Here is a 17,364-nt window from a genome sequence, read left to right as displayed (position 1 = left end):
GAAGACGCCAACCCTTACCGCGGCAACTCGCTATGCCCCATCAGGTAGGCATCGACTGACCGCGCGCACTGGCGCCCTTCGCGGATCGCCCACACCACGAGCGACTGGCCGCGGCGCATGTCGCCGGCGGTGAACACGTTGTCGACAGACGTGTAGTAGGCCTTCTCTCCTTCCGTCGACGCACGCACGTTGCCGCGCGCATCCTTGTCGACGCCGAACGCTTCGAGCACCGCCGACATCGGCTGCGTGAAGCCCATCGCGAGCAGCACGAGGTCGGCCTTCATCTCGAATTCGGTGCCCGGCACTTCCTGCATCTTGCCGCCCTTCCACTCGACACGCACCGCGATCAGCTTCTCGACCTTGCCGTTCTTGCCTTCGAAGCGCTTCGTCGCCACCGACCAGTCGCGCTCGCAGCCCTCCTCGTGCGACGACGACGTGCGCAGCTTGATTGGCCAGTACGGCCAGACGAGCGGCTTGTTCTCTTCCTCGGGCGGCTGCGCGAGCAGTTCGAACTGCGTGACGCTCTTCGCGCCATGCCGGTTGGACGTGCCGACGCAGTCCGAGCCCGTGTCGCCGCCGCCGATCACAACCACGTGCTTGCCCTTCGCAAGCAGCTGGTCGACGACCTTGTCGCCGGCATTGACCTTGTTCTGCTGCGGCAGGAACTCCATCGCGTAATGGATGCCCGCGAGCTCGCGCCCCGGCACCGGCAGATCGCGCGGCATTTCGGAGCCGCCGGTGAGCACGACGGCGTCGAACTCGTCGCGCAACTGGTCCGGCGTCACTGTTTCCTTCGCCGTGTTGCCGATATGCGAAGGTAGCGGATCGCGCCCGACAAACACGTTCGTTCGGAACGTCACGCCTTCGGCTTCCATCTGGCGCATGCGGCGGTCGATCAGCCACTTCTCCAGCTTGAAGTCGGGGATGCCGTAACGCAGCAGCCCGCCGATCCGGTCGTTCTTCTCGAACACGGTCACGTCATGTCCGGCGCGCGCAAGCTGCTGCGCCACGGCGAGCCCCGCCGGCCCGGAGCCGACGACCGCCACCTTCTTGCCGGTCTTGTGCTTCGGCGGCTGCGAGGCGACCCACCCTTCGGCCCAGGCCTTGTCGATGATCGCGTGCTCGATCGACTTGATGCCGACCGGATCGTCGTTGATGCCGAGCGTGCAGGCCGCCTCGCACGGCGCGGGGCAGATCCGGCCGGTGAATTCGGGGAAATTGTTCGTGGAATGCAGGACGTCGATCGCGCTCTTCCAGTCCTGCTGGAAAACGAGGTCGTTGAAGTCCGGGATGATGTTGTTCACCGGACAGCCGTTGTTGCAAAACGGAATGCCGCAATCCATGCAGCGCGCGCCCTGGATCTTCGCGTCCTCGTCGGAGAGCGCGTGGACGAATTCCTTGTAGTGCTTGACGCGGGTCAGCGGTGCTTCGTACGCCTCGTGGCGGCGTTCGAACTCGAGAAAACCGGTTGCCTTGCCCATGTGGTTCTCTTCTATCTCTGTATTTGGTGAGGAACTTGCTCCCCGGCGCCGTGCACCGGAGAGCCCTTCTGTCGATCAGCCGATTGCCGCCGCTTTACGCCGCGAGCGCCTGCTTCGCCTTCTTCGCGCCGAGTTCGCCGAGCGCGCGCTTGTATTCGGTCGGGAACACCTTCACGAACTGACGGCGCGACGCGTCCCAGTTCTCGAGCAGCGCCTTCGCGCGCGGCGAACCGGTGAACTGGAAGTGACGCTCGATCAGGCCCTTGAGCACCGCCTCGTCGGTCTGGCCGGTGTGCCACAGTGCGCGGTCGACGGTGCGTTCCTGTTCGGCCTGCTGCAGCACCGGATCGAGCGCGACCATCGACTTGTTGCACTTGCCGGCGAACGAGCCGTCCGGGTCGTAGACGAATGCCACGCCTCCCGACATGCCCGCGGCGAAGTTGCGCCCCGTCTCGCCGAGCACGACGACCGTGCCGCCCGTCATGTATTCGCAGCCGTGGTCGCCCGTGCCTTCGACAACCGCCGTCGCGCCCGAATTGCGCACGCAGAAGCGCTCGCCCGCGACGCCGCGGAAATACGCTTCGCCTTCGATCGCGCCGTACATCACCGTGTTGCCGCAGATGATGTTCTCCTCGGACTTGCCGCGGAAGTCGTTGGTCGGCCGGATGATGATGCGTCCGCCCGACAGGCCCTTGCCGACGTAGTCGTTGCCGTCGCCGACGAGATCGAGCGTCACGCCCTTCGCGAGAAACGCGCCGAAGCTCTGGCCGGCCGTGCCCTTCAGCTGGATGTGGATGGCGTCATCCGACAGGCCGTCGTGGCCGTACTTCTTAGCGATCAGCCCGGACAGCATCGCGCCCACGGTGCGGTTGACGTTGCGCACCGGCTGGATGAACGAGACGTGCTCGCCCTTCTCGATCGCCGCCTTCGACTTCTCGATCAGCACATGGTCGAGCGCGCGGTCGAGGCCGTGATCCTGCACGTCGACATGGCGCGTCGCGATCTCGCCCTTCTGCGGCACCTGATAGAAGATGCGCGAGAAGTCGAGGCCCTTCGCCTTCCAGTGCTCGATGCCCTTCTTCATGTCGAGCAGTTCCGCGTGGCCGATCAGGTCGTCGAACTTGCGGATGCCCAGTTGCGCCATGATTTCACGCACTTCCTCGGCGATGAAGAAGAAGAAGTTCACGACGTGTTCCGGCTGGCCCGTGAACTTGGCGCGCAGCACCGGGTCCTGCGTCGCGACGCCGACCGGGCACGTGTTCAGGTGGCACTTGCGCATCATGATGCAGCCTTCGACGACGAGCGGCGCCGTCGCGAAGCCGAATTCGTCCGCGCCGAGAAGCGCGCCGATCACGACGTCGCGGCCGGTCTTCATCTGGCCGTCGGCCTGCACGCGGATACGGCCGCGCAGGCGGTTCAGCACGAGCGTCTGCTGCGTTTCGGCGAGGCCCAGCTCCCACGGCGTGCCGGCGTGCTTGAGCGACGACAGCGGAGACGCGCCCGTGCCGCCGTCGTGACCCGCGATCACGACGTGATCGGCCTTCGCCTTCGCGACGCCGGCGGCCACCGTGCCGACACCCACTTCCGACACCAGCTTCACCGAGATGCTCGCCGACGAATTGGCGTTCTTCAGATCGTGGATCAGTTGCGCGAGATCTTCGATCGAATAGATGTCATGGTGCGGCGGCGGCGAAATCAGGCCGACGCCCGGCACCGAGTAGCGCAGCTTGCCGATGTAGTCGGACACCTTGTGGCCCGGCAACTGGCCGCCTTCGCCGGGCTTCGCGCCCTGCGCCATCTTGATCTGGATCTGGTCCGCCGACGACAGGTACTCCGCCGTCACGCCGAAGCGGCCGGACGCGACCTGCTTGATCTTCGAGCGCAGCGAATCGCCATCCTTCAGCGGGATGTCGGTGACGACTTCGTCGCCGATCACGGACTTCATCGTGTCGCCGTTCTTGATCGGAATGCCGCGCAGTTCGTTGCGATAGCGCTTCTCGTCCTCGCCGCCTTCGCCCGTGTTCGACTTGCCGCCGATGCGGTTCATCGCGACCGCGAGCGTCGCGTGCGCTTCCGTGCTGATCGAGCCGAGCGACATCGCGCCCGTCGCGAAACGCTTCACGATTTCCTTGGCCGACTCCACTTCGTCGAGCGGGATCGCCTTGTGCGGATCGACCTTGAACTCGAACAGGCCCCGGAACGTCATGTGACGGCGCGTCTGGTCGTTGATCAGGTGCGCGTATTCCTTGTAGGTCTGGTACGAGTTGCTGCGCGCCGAGTGCTGGAGCTTCGCGATCGCGTCCGGCGTCCACATGTGTTCCTCGCCGCGCACGCGGTACGCGTATTCGCCACCGGCGTCGAGCATCGTCGCGAGGACGGGGTTGTCGCCGAATGCGTCGCGGTGCAGGCGGATCGCTTCTTCCGCCACTTCGAAGATGCCGATGCCGCCGACCTTCGATGCCGTGCCCTTGAAATACTGCTCGACGAGATCGCTCGACAACCCGACCGCCTCGAAAATCTGCGCGCCGGTGTAGGACATATACGTCGAAATGCCCATCTTCGACATGACCTTGTGCAGGCCCTTGCCGACAGCCTTCGTGTAGTTGTAGATCGCCTTCTCGGCCGACAGGTCGCCCTTCAGGCCTTCCGCCATCTGCGCGAGCGTTTCCAGCGCGAGGTACGGGTGCACGGCTTCCGCGCCGTAGCCCGCGAGCAGCGCGAAGTGGTGCGTCTCGCGCGCCGAGCCGGTTTCCACGACGAGACCCGTGCTCGTACGCAGGCCGTGCTGCACGAGGTGCGTGTGAATGGCGGAAGTGGCGAGCAGCGCCGGAATCGCGACGTTGTCGCGATCCATCTTGCGGTCCGACACGATCAGCATGTTGTAGCCGGACTTCACCGCATCGACGGCTTCAGCGCACAGCGACGCGAGGCGCGCTTCCACGCCTTCCTTGCCCCACGCGACCGGATAGCAGATGTTCAGCTCGTACGAGCTGAATTTGCCGCCGGTGTACTTGTCGATGGCGCGGATCTTCGCGATGTCCTTGAAGTCGAGCACCGGCTGCGATACTTCCAGACGCATCGTCGGGTTGATGTTGGTGGTGTCGAGCAGGTTCGGCTTCGGGCCGACGAACGACACGAGCGACATCACCAGGTTTTCGCGAATCGGATCGATCGGCGGGTTCGTCACCTGCGCGAAGAGCTGCTTGAAGTAGTGATAGAGCGTCTTGTTCTTGCTCGACATCACGGCGAGCGGCGAGTCGTTGCCCATCGAGCCGACGGCCTCTTCGCCCGACTGCGCCATCGGCGCCATCAGGAACTTCAGGTCTTCCTGCGTATAGCCGAACGCCTGCTGGCGGTCGAGCAGCGCGGCGGCTTCGCGGCGCTGCGTCTCGACTTCCTCGGCCTTCGGCTCGATTTCATCGAGCTTGATGCGCACGGCGTCGATCCAGCTCTTGTATGGTTTGCCGTTCGCGAGGTTGTCCTTCAGTTCCTTGTCCTCGATGATGCGGCCCTGCTCCATGTCGATCAGGAACATCTTGCCCGGCTGCAGGCGCCACTTCTTGACGATCTTCGATTCGGGGATCGGCAGCACGCCCGACTCCGACGCGAGGATCACGAGGTCGTCGTCGGTGACGAGGAAGCGCGCCGGACGCAGGCCGTTGCGATCGAGCGTCGCGCCGATCTGGCGGCCGTCCGTGAACGCGATCGCGGCGGGGCCGTCCCACGGCTCCATCATCGCGGCGTGGTATTCGTAGAACGCGCGGCGGTTGTCGTCCATCAGCGTGTGCTGCTCCCACGCCTCGGGAATCATCATCATCATCGCGTGGACGAGCGGGTAGCCGGCCATGACGAGCAGTTCGAGACAGTTGTCGAACGATGCCGTGTCCGACTGGCCCGGGTAGATCAGCGGCCAGAGCTTCGGCAGGTCGTCGCCGAGCACGTAGCTCGCGATCGCGCCGGTACGCGCGTTCAGCCAGTTGACGTTGCCCTTCACCGTGTTGATTTCGCCGTTGTGGGCGATCATCCGGTACGGGTGAGCCAGTTCCCACGCCGGGAACGTGTTGGTCGAGAAGCGCTGGTGCACGAGCGCGAGCGCCGAGACGGTCCGCTCGTCCTGCAGGTCGCGGTAATACACGCCGACCTGGCCCGCGAGCAGGAGGCCCTTGTAGACCACCGTGCGCGCCGACATCGACGGCACGAAGTATTCCTTGCCGTGCTTGAGCTTCAGCGCCTGGATGCGGTGGCTCGCGGTCTTGCGGATCACGTACAGCTTGCGCTCGAGCGCATCCGTCACGACGATGTCCTTGCCGCGCCCGATGAAGATCTGGCGGATCAGCGGCTCGCTCGCCTTGACGGTCGGCGAGATTGGCATCGTGGAATCGACGGGCACGTCGCGCCAGCCGAGCACGACCTGGCCTTCGGCCTTCACCGTGCGCTCCAGCTCCTGCTCGCACGCGAGACGCGACGCATGCTCCTTCGGCAGGAAGATCATGCCGACGCCGTACTCGCCGGCGGGCGGCAGCGTCACGCCCTGCTTCGCCATTTCCTCGCGATAGAAGCCGTCCGGTACCTGGATCAGGATGCCCGCGCCGTCGCCCATCAGCGGATCGGCGCCCACGGCGCCCCGGTGGTCGAGGTTTTCGAGAATCTTGAGACCCTGCTGAATGATCTCGTGGCTCTTCTTGCCCTTGATATGGGCGACGAAGCCGACGCCGCAGGCGTCGTGCTCGTTCGCCGGGTCGTACATGCCCTGCGCGGCGGGAAGCGAACCGATGAGCGGCTGCTGTTGATCGTTCATGGGGACACCGTCTTCTGTGAGGGGCCAATCGGCCGTTGAACCATTTTTTTGTCGCCCGCGCCTTCGTTTGAGACTCGATTCGAAGCCGCGAAGCCGGTCGTGCACCGGGCGCGCTGCGCCCCAAACCGCCGGAAATCGAAATATACGCGACGAATCAAAAGGATGGCAAATAAAACATGATGATCTGACACCTATTATCGGTATGGTGCAAAGATGCCCCATTTAATTGGTGCCATATCGTAAGCAAACAAATAAAAACGGCACCGCGATATTTCGAGACACCGTTTCATAAATCGCTACAGCTTTCCGTCACCGCGCCGTTATTGAGTCTGGGGAGTTTCACGCACCTTTCTCGGCCGGCCGCGCGGCAGAGGCGACACGCGCCGGTTCGCGGCACGCCCTGCCCATTCCCGGTACGAATCGCTGCCGAGCACCCATCCCTTGAGCGTTGCTTGCAGGAGACGATTCGCTTCGCGTTCGTCGAGCGGCTGCTCGCACAGTTCCTTGTAAGCATGCTGACGTTCGAACGGCGTATTGCCGAGCGACCAGTAGAGCGGATGGTCGGTGATGAGGCTGTCGAGCGTGAGGCCGATGTGATGCCGATAGCTGGACCACTTGTAGTCCTGCGGCGTCGCGGCGAGCTGCGCGCGCACCGGCGCCATCTCCACGACGCGGCTCGCAAGCAGGAAGTAACGCTCGCCCTCGATCACCGTTGCGCGATAGCGGCCTTCCCAAAGTGTGCCCCGCCGCGTGTAACGGCGATTGAAATGCGCGACGTAGCGACGGCCGACCGCCTGCATCGCCTTGGGCAGGCTCGATTCGTCGCGTGGCGTGACGAGCAGGTGCACGGCGCCGGGCATCAGTGCATAGGCGTGAATGGAAAGCTGGTGATCGCGAGACGCCGTTCTCAGGCAGTCGATGAAGAGCTCGTAGTCCTGGTCGTCGACGAAAGCGGGCTGCTGGTCGAGACCGCGCAGGATGACATGCTGCGGCTGTTCGGGAACATAGAGTCGTGCAAGCCGTGCCATGCTGGGTTATCCGTTGGTCGCGTTAGTGTTCACCCGTAGGGGTCCTCTTGGTCGCACCGACAGTCGAAAAAAGCAATGCCAAACGCCGCGCAACCTAGTCCTGAAGCCGCTTCCAGCCTAGGGAAAATGCTCTACGGCTTCGCTATGGTTACTTTGAAATGTTGTGTTCATAATGAGCGTGCTTTTTGGAGGAGCACAAATTGAAAATAAAACAAGCCATTACAGGAGCAGCGGCGTTTGCACTGGTATCGACTGCAGCGCATGCCCAATCAGCGGGATCTATCTACGTCACGACAGGCTGGTTTCACCTCGCACCGCAGGACAGCAGCACACCACTCAAAGAAACAAGTGTAGGCGGATCTCCGGTCAATATCACCGTGCCGAACACGGGAGCCGGTCTTTCCGATGCCGACACCATCGGCTTCACCGTCGGATACTTCGTCACCGACCATGTCGCAACCGAACTCGAAATGGGTGTGCCACCCAAGTTCGACTTGAACGGCACGGGCTCGTTCGCACGCTATGGCACGATCGGTACCGCGAAGCAGTGGAGCCCGACGCTTCTCTTCAAGTTCTTTTTCAATGCTCCGCAAGCGAAGTTCCGTCCGTATGTCGGAATGGGCGTCACGCGTACATGGTTCACCGACGCGAAGATCACGAACAGCGAGTTCCAGAACGGCGTGCTGCATGGTCCGACCGACGTCGACACGGATAGTTCTTGGGCACCGGTTTTTAATGCCGGCTTCACGTATGCATTCACGGAACATTGGTTCGCAGGGTTTTCTGTTTCATTCATTCCCATGAAGGCCACAGCAAAGCTCAACACGCAGGCGCAAACACCGGTCGGCACGCTCAACGTTAAATCAGAGGCGAAGATTACGCTCAATCCGATCGTTACTTATCTGCGTGTTGGCTATCGCTTCTGACGCCTGATAAGCGTACTTGCATCGCGTCCGCATCACAGATGTGGAATGATCGAACGCCGCCGTGCCTTTTGTTGCCTGGCGGCGTTTTGATTTTTGGGCTTGCCACGTGAGCACGTGTAAATGTGACTGACGCGCGAGCGCTGATTGCATTTCTTACGCACCCTTCGCGCAAAGCTTGCCCGGCATCGGGGCGGTCCGCACGGCCACGCGCCGCACGAGGCCGCCGAAGGGAACGCCGGCCGCGAATCGGCATCGAACTTGCTGCATTAGTCGTTTCCCCGCCGCAACGAGCGGCCCATCCACGACTCATCCATCGACGGAGCGATCCTATGAACGCACTTCCCAATACGCGAGACGCCATCGGAGATTCATGGAGCAGCACGAGCCGTCGCGCCCGTCGCATCGCGCGCCATGGCCGAGAAGCCGCAGAAGACATCGGCAGCGAACTGCGCACGCTGTTGTCGGAACTGGAAGAGACGCTCTCGGACGGCACGCAAGCCGATGTCGCGGCACTGCGCGCGCAACTGAGCAAGCGCCTCGATACCGCGAGGGCGCGTCTGAATGACACGCATCAGGCCGTGCGCGAGCGTGCCGGCGCCGCACTCTCTGACGCCGATGCCTACCTTCACGAAAAGCCATGGCAAACCATCGCCCTGGTGGGCGGCCTGGCTTTGGTCGCGGGCGTGTTGCTGGCGCGAGTCCGCTCCTGAAGCTGACTTGCATAAAGAAAACGCGCGGCGGAACCACGTTCCGGCGCGCGTTTTTGCATGATCGTTTCGAGGTTTCGCTAATCGGCGAAATCTGCCCCGATGAGATCGATGCGGTCCGTGCAGATCGCATCGACGCCCCACTGTGCGAGCAACCGCGCGCGCTCGGGATCGTTGACGGTATAGGCGAGTATGCGCAGCCCCGAATCCCGGATGTCGGCCACGAGGCGCTCGTTCAGCCGCCGATGATCGGCGTGCAGCGACACGCACGCGAGCGCCGCCGTCTGCGCGCGCCAGTCGTCGGGAATCTCTTCGTAGAGCATGCCGCGCGGCAGGTCGGGCGCGGCGTCGCGAGCCGCCGCGAGCGCCGCGAACGAGAACGACGACAAGAGCGGTGCGGGCTCCATGTCGGCCCACAGACGCGCCGCCTCGCGTGCCACGAGCCGCCCCGTTTCCTCGTCTCGCCCCGGGCACGGCTTGATCTCGACGTTCGCCGCGAGCCCGAGCGCCTTGCAGCGCGCGGCCACCTGTTCGAGCGTGGGCATGCGCGCGCCCGCGAACTTCCCGTCGAACCAGCTGCCGGCGTCGAGCGCGCTCAACTGCGCGTAGGTCATCATGCGCGCGGGGCCGCGTCCGTTCGACGTGCGGTCGACGACGTCGTCGTGCAGCAGGAAAACGACATTGTCAGCCGAGAGCTTCGCGTCGAATTCGATCATCTTCAGGCCGAGACGCGCGCCGGCATCGATGGCTTCGAGCGTGTTCTCGGGCGCGAGCTTGCCGCCGCCGCGATGCGCGACGATGCGCGGATAAGGCCAGGTTCTCATGATGAGCCCCCCTTCAGTTGGCGCGCAGGCCGGTCGCCGGGTCGAAGAAATGCAGGCGGTGCGCGGGCACTGCTACCTGCAGCGCGCAGCCGGGCTCCGGCCGGTGCGCGTGTGGCAGACGCACCGCCACATCGTGCTCTCCCCACTTGCCATGAGCCAGATTATCGGCGCCCAGCAACTCGCACGAGTCCACATTCAGCGTGACGTGCGCGATGCCCGGCTGCCCCGGCGTCATGTGCTCCGGCCGGATGCCGACGATCCACTCGCGCCCGTTCATCTCGCGGCCCATGCCCTGCACGCCGGCGAGAGGCAGTTTCGGCCCGTTGCCTGCCACTTCGAACACAGAACCGTCATCGGATGCGCGGCCTTCGAGCAGATTCATCGCTGGCGAGCCGATGAAGCTCGCGACGAACACCGTCGCCGGGCGCTCGTAGACCTCGGTCGGCGCGCCGATCTGCTCCGCGTGCCCGCGATTCATCACGATCACGCGCTGCGCGAGCGTCATCGCCTCGATCTGGTCGTGCGTGACGTAGAGGCTCGTCGTCGACAGGCGCGCGTGCAGGCGCTGGATCTCAAGGCGCATCTGCACGCGCAGTTTCGCGTCGAGATTCGACAGCGGCTCGTCGAACAGAAACACCGCCGGCTCGCGCACGATCGCGCGGCCCATCGCGACGCGCTGCCGCTGCCCGCCCGACAGCTCGCGCGGCTTGCGCCCGAGGAGCGGTTCCAGTTCGAGTATGCGCGCGGCGTTCGCCACGCGCCTGTCGATCGTCGCGCGGTCCACGCCGCCGATCTTCAGCGCGTACGCCATGTTCTGCGCGACGCTCATGTGCGGATAGAGCGCGTAGTTCTGGAACACCATTGCGATGTCGCGGTCCTTCGGCTCCAGCCGGTTCACCACCCTGTCGCCGATCGAAATCGTGCCCTCCGACACGCTTTCCAGCCCCGCGACCATGCGCAGCAATGTCGACTTGCCGCAGCCCGACGGCCCGACCATCACGACAAACTCGCCGTCCTCGACCGCCACGTCGATGCCGTGCAGCACGAACTGCTTGCCGTCGTAGGTCTTCTTGACGGCGTTGAGAGTCAGCGCGGCCATCGGCTAGCCTTTGAGCGCGCCAGCGGCCGTCGCGAAATGCGCGACCGCGATGCCGGGTTCGTAGAAGCGATGCAGCAGTGCGCGCCACTTCTGGTAGTCCGCCGAGCTGCGAAAGCCCGGGTCGTGCGCCTCGACGGAATCCCAGCGCACGAGCAGCACGTAGCGCGAGCCGTTGTCGGCATCGGCGCCGCGCACGAGTTCGTGCGAGCGGTAGCCGGGCTGCGCGGCGATGATTTTCTGCGCTTCATCGAACGCCGCTTCGAATGCGGCTTCCTCGCCGGATTTCACCGGCAGTTGTGCAATTTCGAGAATCATGTTCCAGAACGCTCCTTGTTATTTTTCCGAATCGACGAGACCGCGCACGAACCAGCGCTGCATCGCCAGCACGACGACGAGCGGCGGCAGCATCGCGAGCAGCGTGGCGCTCATCACGAGGTGCCATTCCGTTGCGGTATCGCCCGAGGCGATCATGCTCTTGATGCCGACCACCGCCGTCTGCAGCGACTGCTGGCTCGTGATCAGGATCGGCCACAGATACTGGTTCCAGCCATAGATGAACGTGATGACGAACAGTGCCGCGATATTCGTCTTCGATAGCGGCAGCACGACGTCCCAGAAAAAACGCAGCGGGCCCGCGCCGTCGATGCGCGCCGCTTCCATCAGTTCGTCGGGCAGCGTCATGAAGAACTGGCGGAACAGGAACGTCGCCGTGGCCGAGGCGATGAGCGGCAGCGTCAGGCCCGCGTACGTGTTCGAAAGATGCATCGAGGAGACGACTTCGACGGTCGGGAAGATCCGCACCTCGACGGGCAGCATCAGCGTGACGAAGATCAGCCAGAACGCGAGATTCTTGAACGGGAAGCGGAAGAACACGATCGCGTAGGCGGAGATCATCGACACGGCGATCTTGCCGACCGAGATCACGAGCGCCATCACGAGGCTGTTCGCCAGCATGCGCCCGAACGGCGCCGCCGCGTTGCCGCTGCCATGCGTCCAGATGTTCGCGATGTTCTCGAACAGATGCGTGCTCGGAATCAGCGAAAGCGGCACGCTGAACACTTCTTTCTCGCTCATCGTGGCCGCGCAGAACGCGACGTACACCGGAAACACGACGAGCGCGACGCCTGCGATCAGCACCGCATGGCAAAAGATGTCGAAACCGCGGCGATTCTCGATCATGAGTATTGCACCCTGCGCTCGATGAAGCGGAACTGCACGACCGTCAGCGCGACGACGATCACCATCAGCACCACCGACTGCGCGCCCGAACTGCCGATGTCGAGGCCCTGGAAACCTTCGGTGAAGATCTTGTAGATGAGCGTCTTCGTCGATTGCGCGGGACCGCCGCCCGTGGCGGCGTCGATCACCGGGAAGGTGTCGAAGAACGCATAGACGAGGTTGACGACGAGCAGGAAGAAGCTCGTCGGCGACAGCAGCGGCAGTGCGATGCCGAAGAAGCGGCGCACCGGACCGGCGCCGTCGATCGCGGCGGCTTCGATCAGCGAGCGCGGAATTGCCTGGAGCCCCGCGTAGAAGAACAGGAAGTTGTAGCTCACCTGCTTCCACACCGACGCGAGCACCACGAGGAACATCGCCTGCGAGCCGTTGAGCGCGTGATTCCACACGATGCCGAACTTCGCGAGCGCGAACGTCACGAGCCCGATGCTCGGATTGAAGAGGAACGACCACAGCACGGCGGCGATCGCGGGCGCGACGGCGTACGGCCAGATCAGGAGCGTCTGATACGCCTTCGCGCCGCGCGTCACGCGATCGGCGCAGGCGGCGAGCAACAGCGAAATCACGAGGCCCGACACGGTGACGAGCGCGCAGAAGATCAGCGTCGTATTGAACGACGCCAGATACAGCGGATCGTTGAAAAGCTGCCTGAAATTCGCGAGCCCGACGAACTCGCTCGACGTGCCGAACGCATCCTGGCTCTGCGTGGCTTGCCAGAGCGCCTCGCCAGCGGGCCACAGAAAGAACAATGCCGTGATCGCCAGTTGGGGCGCCACCAGCAGATACGGCAACACGCTCGTGTTGAAACGAGACCGCTTTTCCATCGGCGATTCCTGAAGCGGGAAAGAGAACGGCCGGGCGTGTCCGAAAACGGTGTTCCGGACGCCCGGCCGCGAGCCGGTCAGCTGCCGGACTTCTCGAAGCGGCGCAGCAGATCGTCGCCGCGCGAGACGGACGCGTCGAGCGCTTCCTTCGGCGACTTCTTCTGCGCCCAGACCTGCTCGAGCTCCTCGTCGACGACCGTGCGGATCTGCGGCATGTTGCCGAGGCGCAGGCCCTTCGTGTAAGCGAGCGGCGGCTTGTTCAACATCTGCCTGATCGCGATGTCCGCGCCGGGGTTCTTGTCATAGAAGCCCTGGCTCTTCGTCAGCTCGTAGGCCGCCGTCGTGACCGGCAGATAGCCGGTGTCCTGATGCCACTTTGCCGCGACGGGCGGCGAGGCCAGATACGCGAGGAATTTCGCGACGCCCTTGTAGACCGCCGGGTCCTTGCCGGAGAGCACCCACAGGCTCGCGCCCCCGATGATCGCGTTCTGCGGCGCACCCTTCACGCTCGCGTCGTAGGGCATCATGCCGACGCCGAAATCGAACTTGGCGTACTTCTTGATGGTCGCGCGCGAGCCCGACGAGTTCGTGATGATCCCGCAGTCGCCGCTATAGAACTTCGAGACCGGCTCGTCCTTGCGCCCGACATAGGTGAACGTGCCTTCCTTCGCCATGTTCTGCAGGAACTGGATGTGCGCGACCTGCAACTGCTTGTTGAATTCGAGCTTGGCGTCGGCGCCGTCGAAGCCGTTGTTCTCCGTGGCGAACGGCGCCGCATGCCACGCGCTGTAGTTCTCCAGCTGAATCCAGCTCTGCCAGCCCGACGAATAGCCGCACGAGACGCCCGCCGCTTTCAGCTTCTTCGCATCGGCTTCGACGTCGGCCCACGTCTTCGGCGCCTGGTTCGGATCGAGCCCGGCCTTCTTGAACGCTTCCTTGTTGTAGTAGAGAACGGGCGTCGAACTGTTGAACGGCATCGAGATCAGGTGGCCGGTCTTCGCGTCGCTGTAGTAGCCCGAGATCGTCGGCACGAATGCCTTTTCGTCGAGCGGCACGCCTGCCTGCTTGAATACGTCCGAGACCGGGATCACCGCTTTTTTCGCCTGCATCATCGTGGCCGTGCCGACCTCATACACCTGGAGGATGGCCGGCGCATTGCCGCTGCGATACGCCGCGATGCCCGCGGCGAGCGTCTGGTCGTAGGTGCCCTTGAACACCGGCACGATCTTGTAGTCGCTCTGGGACGCGTTGAAATCGTTCGCGATATCGTTCACGCGTTCGCCGAGCGCGGCTTCCATCGCGTGCCAGAACTGGATTTCCGTCGCGGCCTGCGCGGCCGTGCTGACGCCGAAAGCCAGGACGGCCGCGGCGGAAATCGAGCGAAACAACGGCTTGAAACTCATCGATACGTCTCCTTTTGACGGATGCTGGCGCATAAAAACGCGCCGATTCTAGTTGTTGTCGATGACAAACAGGCGTTGGTATTCCTTCAGTGCGTAGCGGTCGGTCATGCCCGCGATGTAATGCGCGATGAGGCGCGCCTGCGAGCCGTCGTAGGCGGGCGGAGCGGCGTCGTTCGCCGATTCCTCCGCCACCGGCCCGCGCGCCTGATAGGCCGGCGGCAGCAGCCGCGGGTCATCGGTGAACGCGTGAAAAAGCCCGGTCACCACGCGCCGCGCCTTGTTGGCCATGCGCATCACGCGGTAATGCCGGTACAGGTTCTTGAACAGGAAACGCTTGAGCGCGGCGGCCTGCGCGGCGACTTCATCGCTGTGCGCGACGAGCGGCGGCGACTCGCGCACGTCGTCGAGCGACGCCGGCCGCACACGCGCGAGATTCGCGCTCGTGGTTTCGATCAGATCGACGATCAGCGTATTGATGATGCGGCGGATGGTTTCATGAATCAGCCGCCGCCCGTCGATGCGCGGATACTCGCTGCGCGCCGCCTCGTGATGCGTATGCCAGAGGCACACTTCCGCAAGCTGGTCGAGCGTGATGAAGCCGGAGCGCAGGCCGTCGTCGACGTCGTGATTGTTGTAGGCGATCTCATCGGCGACGTTCGCGATCTGCGCTTCGAGCGACGGCTGCCGCCCCGCGAGAAACCGCTCGCCGACATCGCCCAGCCTGCGCGCGTTCTCGCGCGAGCAATGCTTGAGAATGCCTTCGCGCGTTTCGAAGCAGAGGTTGAGGCCGTTGAACGCGCCGTAGTGCTCCTCGAGCTGATCGACGACGGCGAGGCTCTGCAGATTGTGTTCAAAGCCGCCGTGATCGCGCATGCATTCGTGCAGCGCATCCTGCCCCGCATGGCCGAACGGCGTATGGCCGAGGTCGTGCGCGAGCGAAATCGCTTCGACGAGGTCCTCGTTCACGCGCAGATTGCGCGCCACCGACCGCGCGATCTGGGCGACTTCCAGACTGTGGGTAAGACGCGTGCGGAACAGGTCGCCTTCGTGATTGACGAAAACCTGCGTCTTGTATTCGAGGCGACGGAACGCCGTGGAATGCACGATGCGGTCGCGGTCGCGCTGGAACTCGGTGCGCGCGCTGGGCGCGGGCTCCGGGTAGCGGCGCCCGCGCGAACGCGCGGAATGCGCGGCGTACGGTGCGAGATGCGCTTCGAGCGCTAAGGCCGTGGGCGCGCCCACGAGGGACTGACGTTCTGTTTCGCTCACCGGCTGCTCCGCATCGTCGTGATTCCGGCTGCCGCTGTGCGCTTCAGACGCTTGCCGCGAGTGTCGCGCGCACTGCTTCGTCGGGTGCGCCCGTGATCTGCACGTCGCCGAAGCGCGTCAGCAGGATGAACTTGATCTCGCCCGCCTGCGCCTTCTTGTCGACCTTCATCAGATCGATGTAGCGGTCCGCGCCGAGCGCGGGCGCCCTGACCGGCAGCCGGGCCGCCGCGATCACGTCGACGAGACGCTTCTTCGACGCCTCGTCGAGCTTGCCGAGACGCGCCGACAGATCCGCCGCCATCACCATGCCGCAGCCGACCGCTTCGCCGTGCAGCCACTCGCCGTAGCCAAGCCCGGCTTCGATTGCGTGCCCGAACGTGTGACCGAAATTGAGGATGGCGCGCAGTCCGCCTTCGCGTTCGTCAGCGGCCACGACCGATGCCTTCACCTCGCACGAGCGCTTGACCGCGTGCGCGAGCGCCTGCGGGTCGCAGCGGTTCAGCGCGTCGATGTTCGCCTCGATCCACTGGAAGAATTCGGCATCGGCGATCGCGCCCGTCTTGATCACTTCCGCGAGGCCCGCCGCGAGTTCGCGTTCCGGCAGGCTGCGCAGCACGCCGATGTCGGCGATCACGGCTTGCGGCTGATAGAACGCGCCGATCATGTTCTTGCCAAGCGGATGATTGATCCCGGTCTTGCCGCCCACCGACGAATCCACCTGCGACAGTAGCGTGGTCGGCACCTGGATGAACGGCACGCCGCGCATGTAGCAGGCGGCGGCGAACCCCGTCATGTCGCCGACGACGCCGCCGCCGAGGGCGATCAGCGTCGTCTTGCGGTCGGCGCGTTCGGTGAGCAGCGCATCGAAGATGCGGTTGAGCGTTTCCCAGTTCTTGTGCGCCTCGCCGTCGGGCAGCACGACCGTGGTCACTTTCTTGCCGAGCGGCGCGAGCGCGCGGCGCAGCGCGTCGCCGTAGAGCGGATCGATGGTGGAGTTGGTGACGATCGCCACGGACGACCCCGCGATGTGGCCGGCAAAAAGCCCGGTCTGCGCGATCAGGTCGGCACCGATATGGATGGGGTAGGCGCGATCGCCCAGTTCGACGTTGACGGTAATCATGGCGGACATTATGACTCAGCCGGCTTCACGACGCCGGCCATCTCCAGTTGCATCAGGACCATGTTGACGAGCGCGTTGACGGTGGGCCGCCCCGTCTCGACGACGAAATGCGCGCACTCCGTATAGAGCGGATCGCGCACCGTATAAAGTGCTTCGAGCTTGCCGCGCGGGTCGTCGGTCTGAAGAAGCGGCCGGTTCTTGTCGCGGCGCGTGCGCTGCCAGAGATCGTGCGGATTTGCGCGCAAATAGACGACGATGCCGCGATTCCTCAGATGTTCACGATTCTCCGGCCGCAATATCGCACCGCCGCCGGTCGCGAGAACGATGCCGTCGCGCTGCGAAAGCTCGTCGATGATATGCGCCTCGCGCAGCCGGAACCCCTCTTCGCCCTCCAGTTCCCATATCACCGGGATGCGCGCGCCGGTGCGCGCCTCGATCTCGTGATCGGAATCGATGAACGAGCGCTGCAAACGGCGCGCAACCGCGCGGCCCACGGTGGTTTTTCCCGCCCCCATGAGTCCGACAAAAAAAATGTTCGCGTTTGCGTGCCCTGCTTGCAACTCGGTTCCTCTGCAGTCGATCTGATTTTGTTCGTGCGGCAGCTTAAGGGCAAACCGCCCGATTTGTCGAGTCTGGAAGGCTTGCGGGC

At 64.1% G+C, this 17,364-nt stretch carries 14 protein-coding genes; 2 read left to right on the top strand and 12 right to left on the bottom strand.

All coding sequences use genetic code 11. The annotated features are described in order from the left end of the window. Window positions 1–14 precede the first annotated feature (14 nt). From BG61_RS25685 to BG61_RS25675, 3 genes are all read right to left on the bottom strand, one after another. Window positions 15–1,481, bottom strand: coding sequence for a glutamate synthase subunit beta (locus BG61_RS25685; RefSeq protein ID WP_035930937.1), 1,467 nt, complete (start codon window positions 1,479–1,481; stop codon window positions 15–17). A 94-nt stretch (window positions 1,482–1,575) separates the two neighbouring features. Then, entirely contained in the window at window positions 1,576–6,279 is a 4,704-nt protein-coding gene (locus BG61_RS25680; protein ID WP_035930938.1) for a glutamate synthase-related protein, read from the bottom strand. Window positions 6,280–6,599: 320 nt separating this feature from the next. After that, the gene (locus BG61_RS25675) at window positions 6,600–7,307 is read right to left on the bottom strand and encodes a transposase (protein WP_035930939.1); all 708 of its coding nucleotides are present in this window, start codon (window positions 7,305–7,307) and stop codon (window positions 6,600–6,602) included. Window positions 7,308–7,507: 200 nt separating this feature from the next. Between BG61_RS25675 and BG61_RS25670 the strand changes: the two genes are divergently transcribed. Both BG61_RS25670 and BG61_RS25665 read left to right on the top strand, forming a co-directional pair. Further along, the gene (locus tag BG61_RS25670) at window positions 7,508–8,233 is read left to right on the top strand and encodes an OmpW/AlkL family protein (protein ID WP_035930966.1); all 726 of its coding nucleotides are present in this window, start codon (window positions 7,508–7,510) and stop codon (window positions 8,231–8,233) included. A 329-nt stretch (window positions 8,234–8,562) separates the two neighbouring features. Further along, window positions 8,563–8,943, top strand: a complete 381-nt coding sequence (locus BG61_RS25665; protein ID WP_035930940.1) for an ElaB/YgaM/YqjD family protein — start codon at window positions 8,563–8,565, stop codon at window positions 8,941–8,943. Window positions 8,944–9,020: 77 nt separating this feature from the next. Here the strand turns inward: BG61_RS25665 and ugpQ are convergent, their stop codons facing one another. From ugpQ to BG61_RS25620, 9 genes are all read right to left on the bottom strand, one after another. Further along, window positions 9,021–9,764, bottom strand: coding sequence for a glycerophosphodiester phosphodiesterase (ugpQ, locus tag BG61_RS25660; protein ID WP_035930941.1), 744 nt, complete (start codon window positions 9,762–9,764; stop codon window positions 9,021–9,023). Window positions 9,765–9,777: 13 nt separating this feature from the next. Next, the gene (locus BG61_RS25655) at window positions 9,778–10,863 is read right to left on the bottom strand and encodes a sn-glycerol-3-phosphate import ATP-binding protein UgpC (RefSeq protein WP_035930942.1); all 1,086 of its coding nucleotides are present in this window, start codon (window positions 10,861–10,863) and stop codon (window positions 9,778–9,780) included. Window positions 10,864–10,866: 3 nt separating this feature from the next. Beyond that, window positions 10,867–11,178, bottom strand: a complete 312-nt coding sequence (locus tag BG61_RS25650; protein WP_035930943.1) for an antibiotic biosynthesis monooxygenase family protein — start codon at window positions 11,176–11,178, stop codon at window positions 10,867–10,869. Window positions 11,179–11,196: 18 nt separating this feature from the next. Continuing rightward, complete coding sequence (gene ugpE, locus BG61_RS25645; RefSeq protein WP_035930944.1) at window positions 11,197–12,042, bottom strand: sn-glycerol-3-phosphate ABC transporter permease UgpE; 846 nt, start codon at window positions 12,040–12,042, stop codon at window positions 11,197–11,199. Further along, the gene (gene ugpA, locus BG61_RS25640) at window positions 12,039–12,923 is read right to left on the bottom strand and encodes a sn-glycerol-3-phosphate ABC transporter permease UgpA (RefSeq protein ID WP_035930945.1); all 885 of its coding nucleotides are present in this window, start codon (window positions 12,921–12,923) and stop codon (window positions 12,039–12,041) included. The genes ugpE and ugpA overlap by 4 nt, the downstream gene beginning before the upstream one ends. A gap of 77 nt (window positions 12,924–13,000) precedes the next feature. After that, window positions 13,001–14,326 carry a sn-glycerol-3-phosphate ABC transporter substrate-binding protein UgpB gene (gene ugpB, locus BG61_RS25635; protein ID WP_035930946.1) on the bottom strand — a complete coding sequence of 442 codons (1,326 nt, stop codon included), beginning with the start codon at window positions 14,324–14,326 and terminating at the stop codon, window positions 13,001–13,003. A gap of 48 nt (window positions 14,327–14,374) precedes the next feature. Beyond that, window positions 14,375–15,595, bottom strand: a complete 1,221-nt coding sequence (locus BG61_RS25630) for a deoxyguanosinetriphosphate triphosphohydrolase (protein ID WP_035930947.1) — start codon at window positions 15,593–15,595, stop codon at window positions 14,375–14,377. Between the two features lie 43 nt (window positions 15,596–15,638). Then, window positions 15,639–16,724 (bottom strand): 3-dehydroquinate synthase, encoded by a 1,086-nt coding sequence (gene aroB, locus BG61_RS25625; protein ID WP_035930948.1) that lies wholly within the window; start codon window positions 16,722–16,724, stop codon window positions 15,639–15,641. Beyond that, the gene (locus BG61_RS25620) at window positions 16,724–17,275 is read right to left on the bottom strand and encodes a shikimate kinase (RefSeq protein ID WP_035930949.1); all 552 of its coding nucleotides are present in this window, start codon (window positions 17,273–17,275) and stop codon (window positions 16,724–16,726) included. The genes aroB and BG61_RS25620 overlap by 1 nt, the downstream gene beginning before the upstream one ends. Window positions 17,276–17,364 lie beyond the last annotated feature (89 nt).

This window comes from Caballeronia glathei, assembly GCF_000698595.1.
Classification (GTDB): domain Bacteria; phylum Pseudomonadota; class Gammaproteobacteria; order Burkholderiales; family Burkholderiaceae; genus Caballeronia; species Caballeronia glathei.
The sequence above is the reverse complement of the archived record's forward strand: the minus strand, read 5'-3'. Positions and strand labels throughout refer to the sequence as shown.

Excerpts from the sequence above, each read along its gene's own strand:
- ugpQ (WP_035930941.1), bottom strand. The coding sequence starts at position 9,764 with ATGAGAACCTGGCCTTATCCGCGCATCGTCGCGCATCGCGGCGGCGGC.
- BG61_RS25665 (WP_035930940.1), top strand. The coding sequence starts at position 8,563 with ATGAACGCACTTCCCAATACGCGAGACGCCATCGGAGATTCATGGAGC.
- aroB (WP_035930948.1), bottom strand. The coding sequence starts at position 16,724 with ATGTCCGCCATGATTACCGTCAACGTCGAACTGGGCGATCGCGCCTAC.
- BG61_RS25655 (WP_035930942.1), bottom strand. The coding sequence starts at position 10,863 with ATGGCCGCGCTGACTCTCAACGCCGTCAAGAAGACCTACGACGGCAAG.
- ugpA (WP_035930945.1), bottom strand. The coding sequence starts at position 12,923 with ATGGAAAAGCGGTCTCGTTTCAACACGAGCGTGTTGCCGTATCTGCTG.
- BG61_RS25680 (WP_035930938.1), bottom strand. The coding sequence starts at position 6,279 with ATGAACGATCAACAGCAGCCGCTCATCGGTTCGCTTCCCGCCGCGCAG.
- BG61_RS25685 (WP_035930937.1), bottom strand. The coding sequence starts at position 1,481 with ATGGGCAAGGCAACCGGTTTTCTCGAGTTCGAACGCCGCCACGAGGCG.
- BG61_RS25675 (WP_035930939.1), bottom strand. The coding sequence starts at position 7,307 with ATGGCACGGCTTGCACGACTCTATGTTCCCGAACAGCCGCAGCATGTC.
- ugpE (WP_035930944.1), bottom strand. The coding sequence starts at position 12,042 with ATGATCGAGAATCGCCGCGGTTTCGACATCTTTTGCCATGCGGTGCTG.
- ugpB (WP_035930946.1), bottom strand. The coding sequence starts at position 14,326 with ATGAGTTTCAAGCCGTTGTTTCGCTCGATTTCCGCCGCGGCCGTCCTG.
- BG61_RS25650 (WP_035930943.1), bottom strand. The coding sequence starts at position 11,178 with ATGATTCTCGAAATTGCACAACTGCCGGTGAAATCCGGCGAGGAAGCC.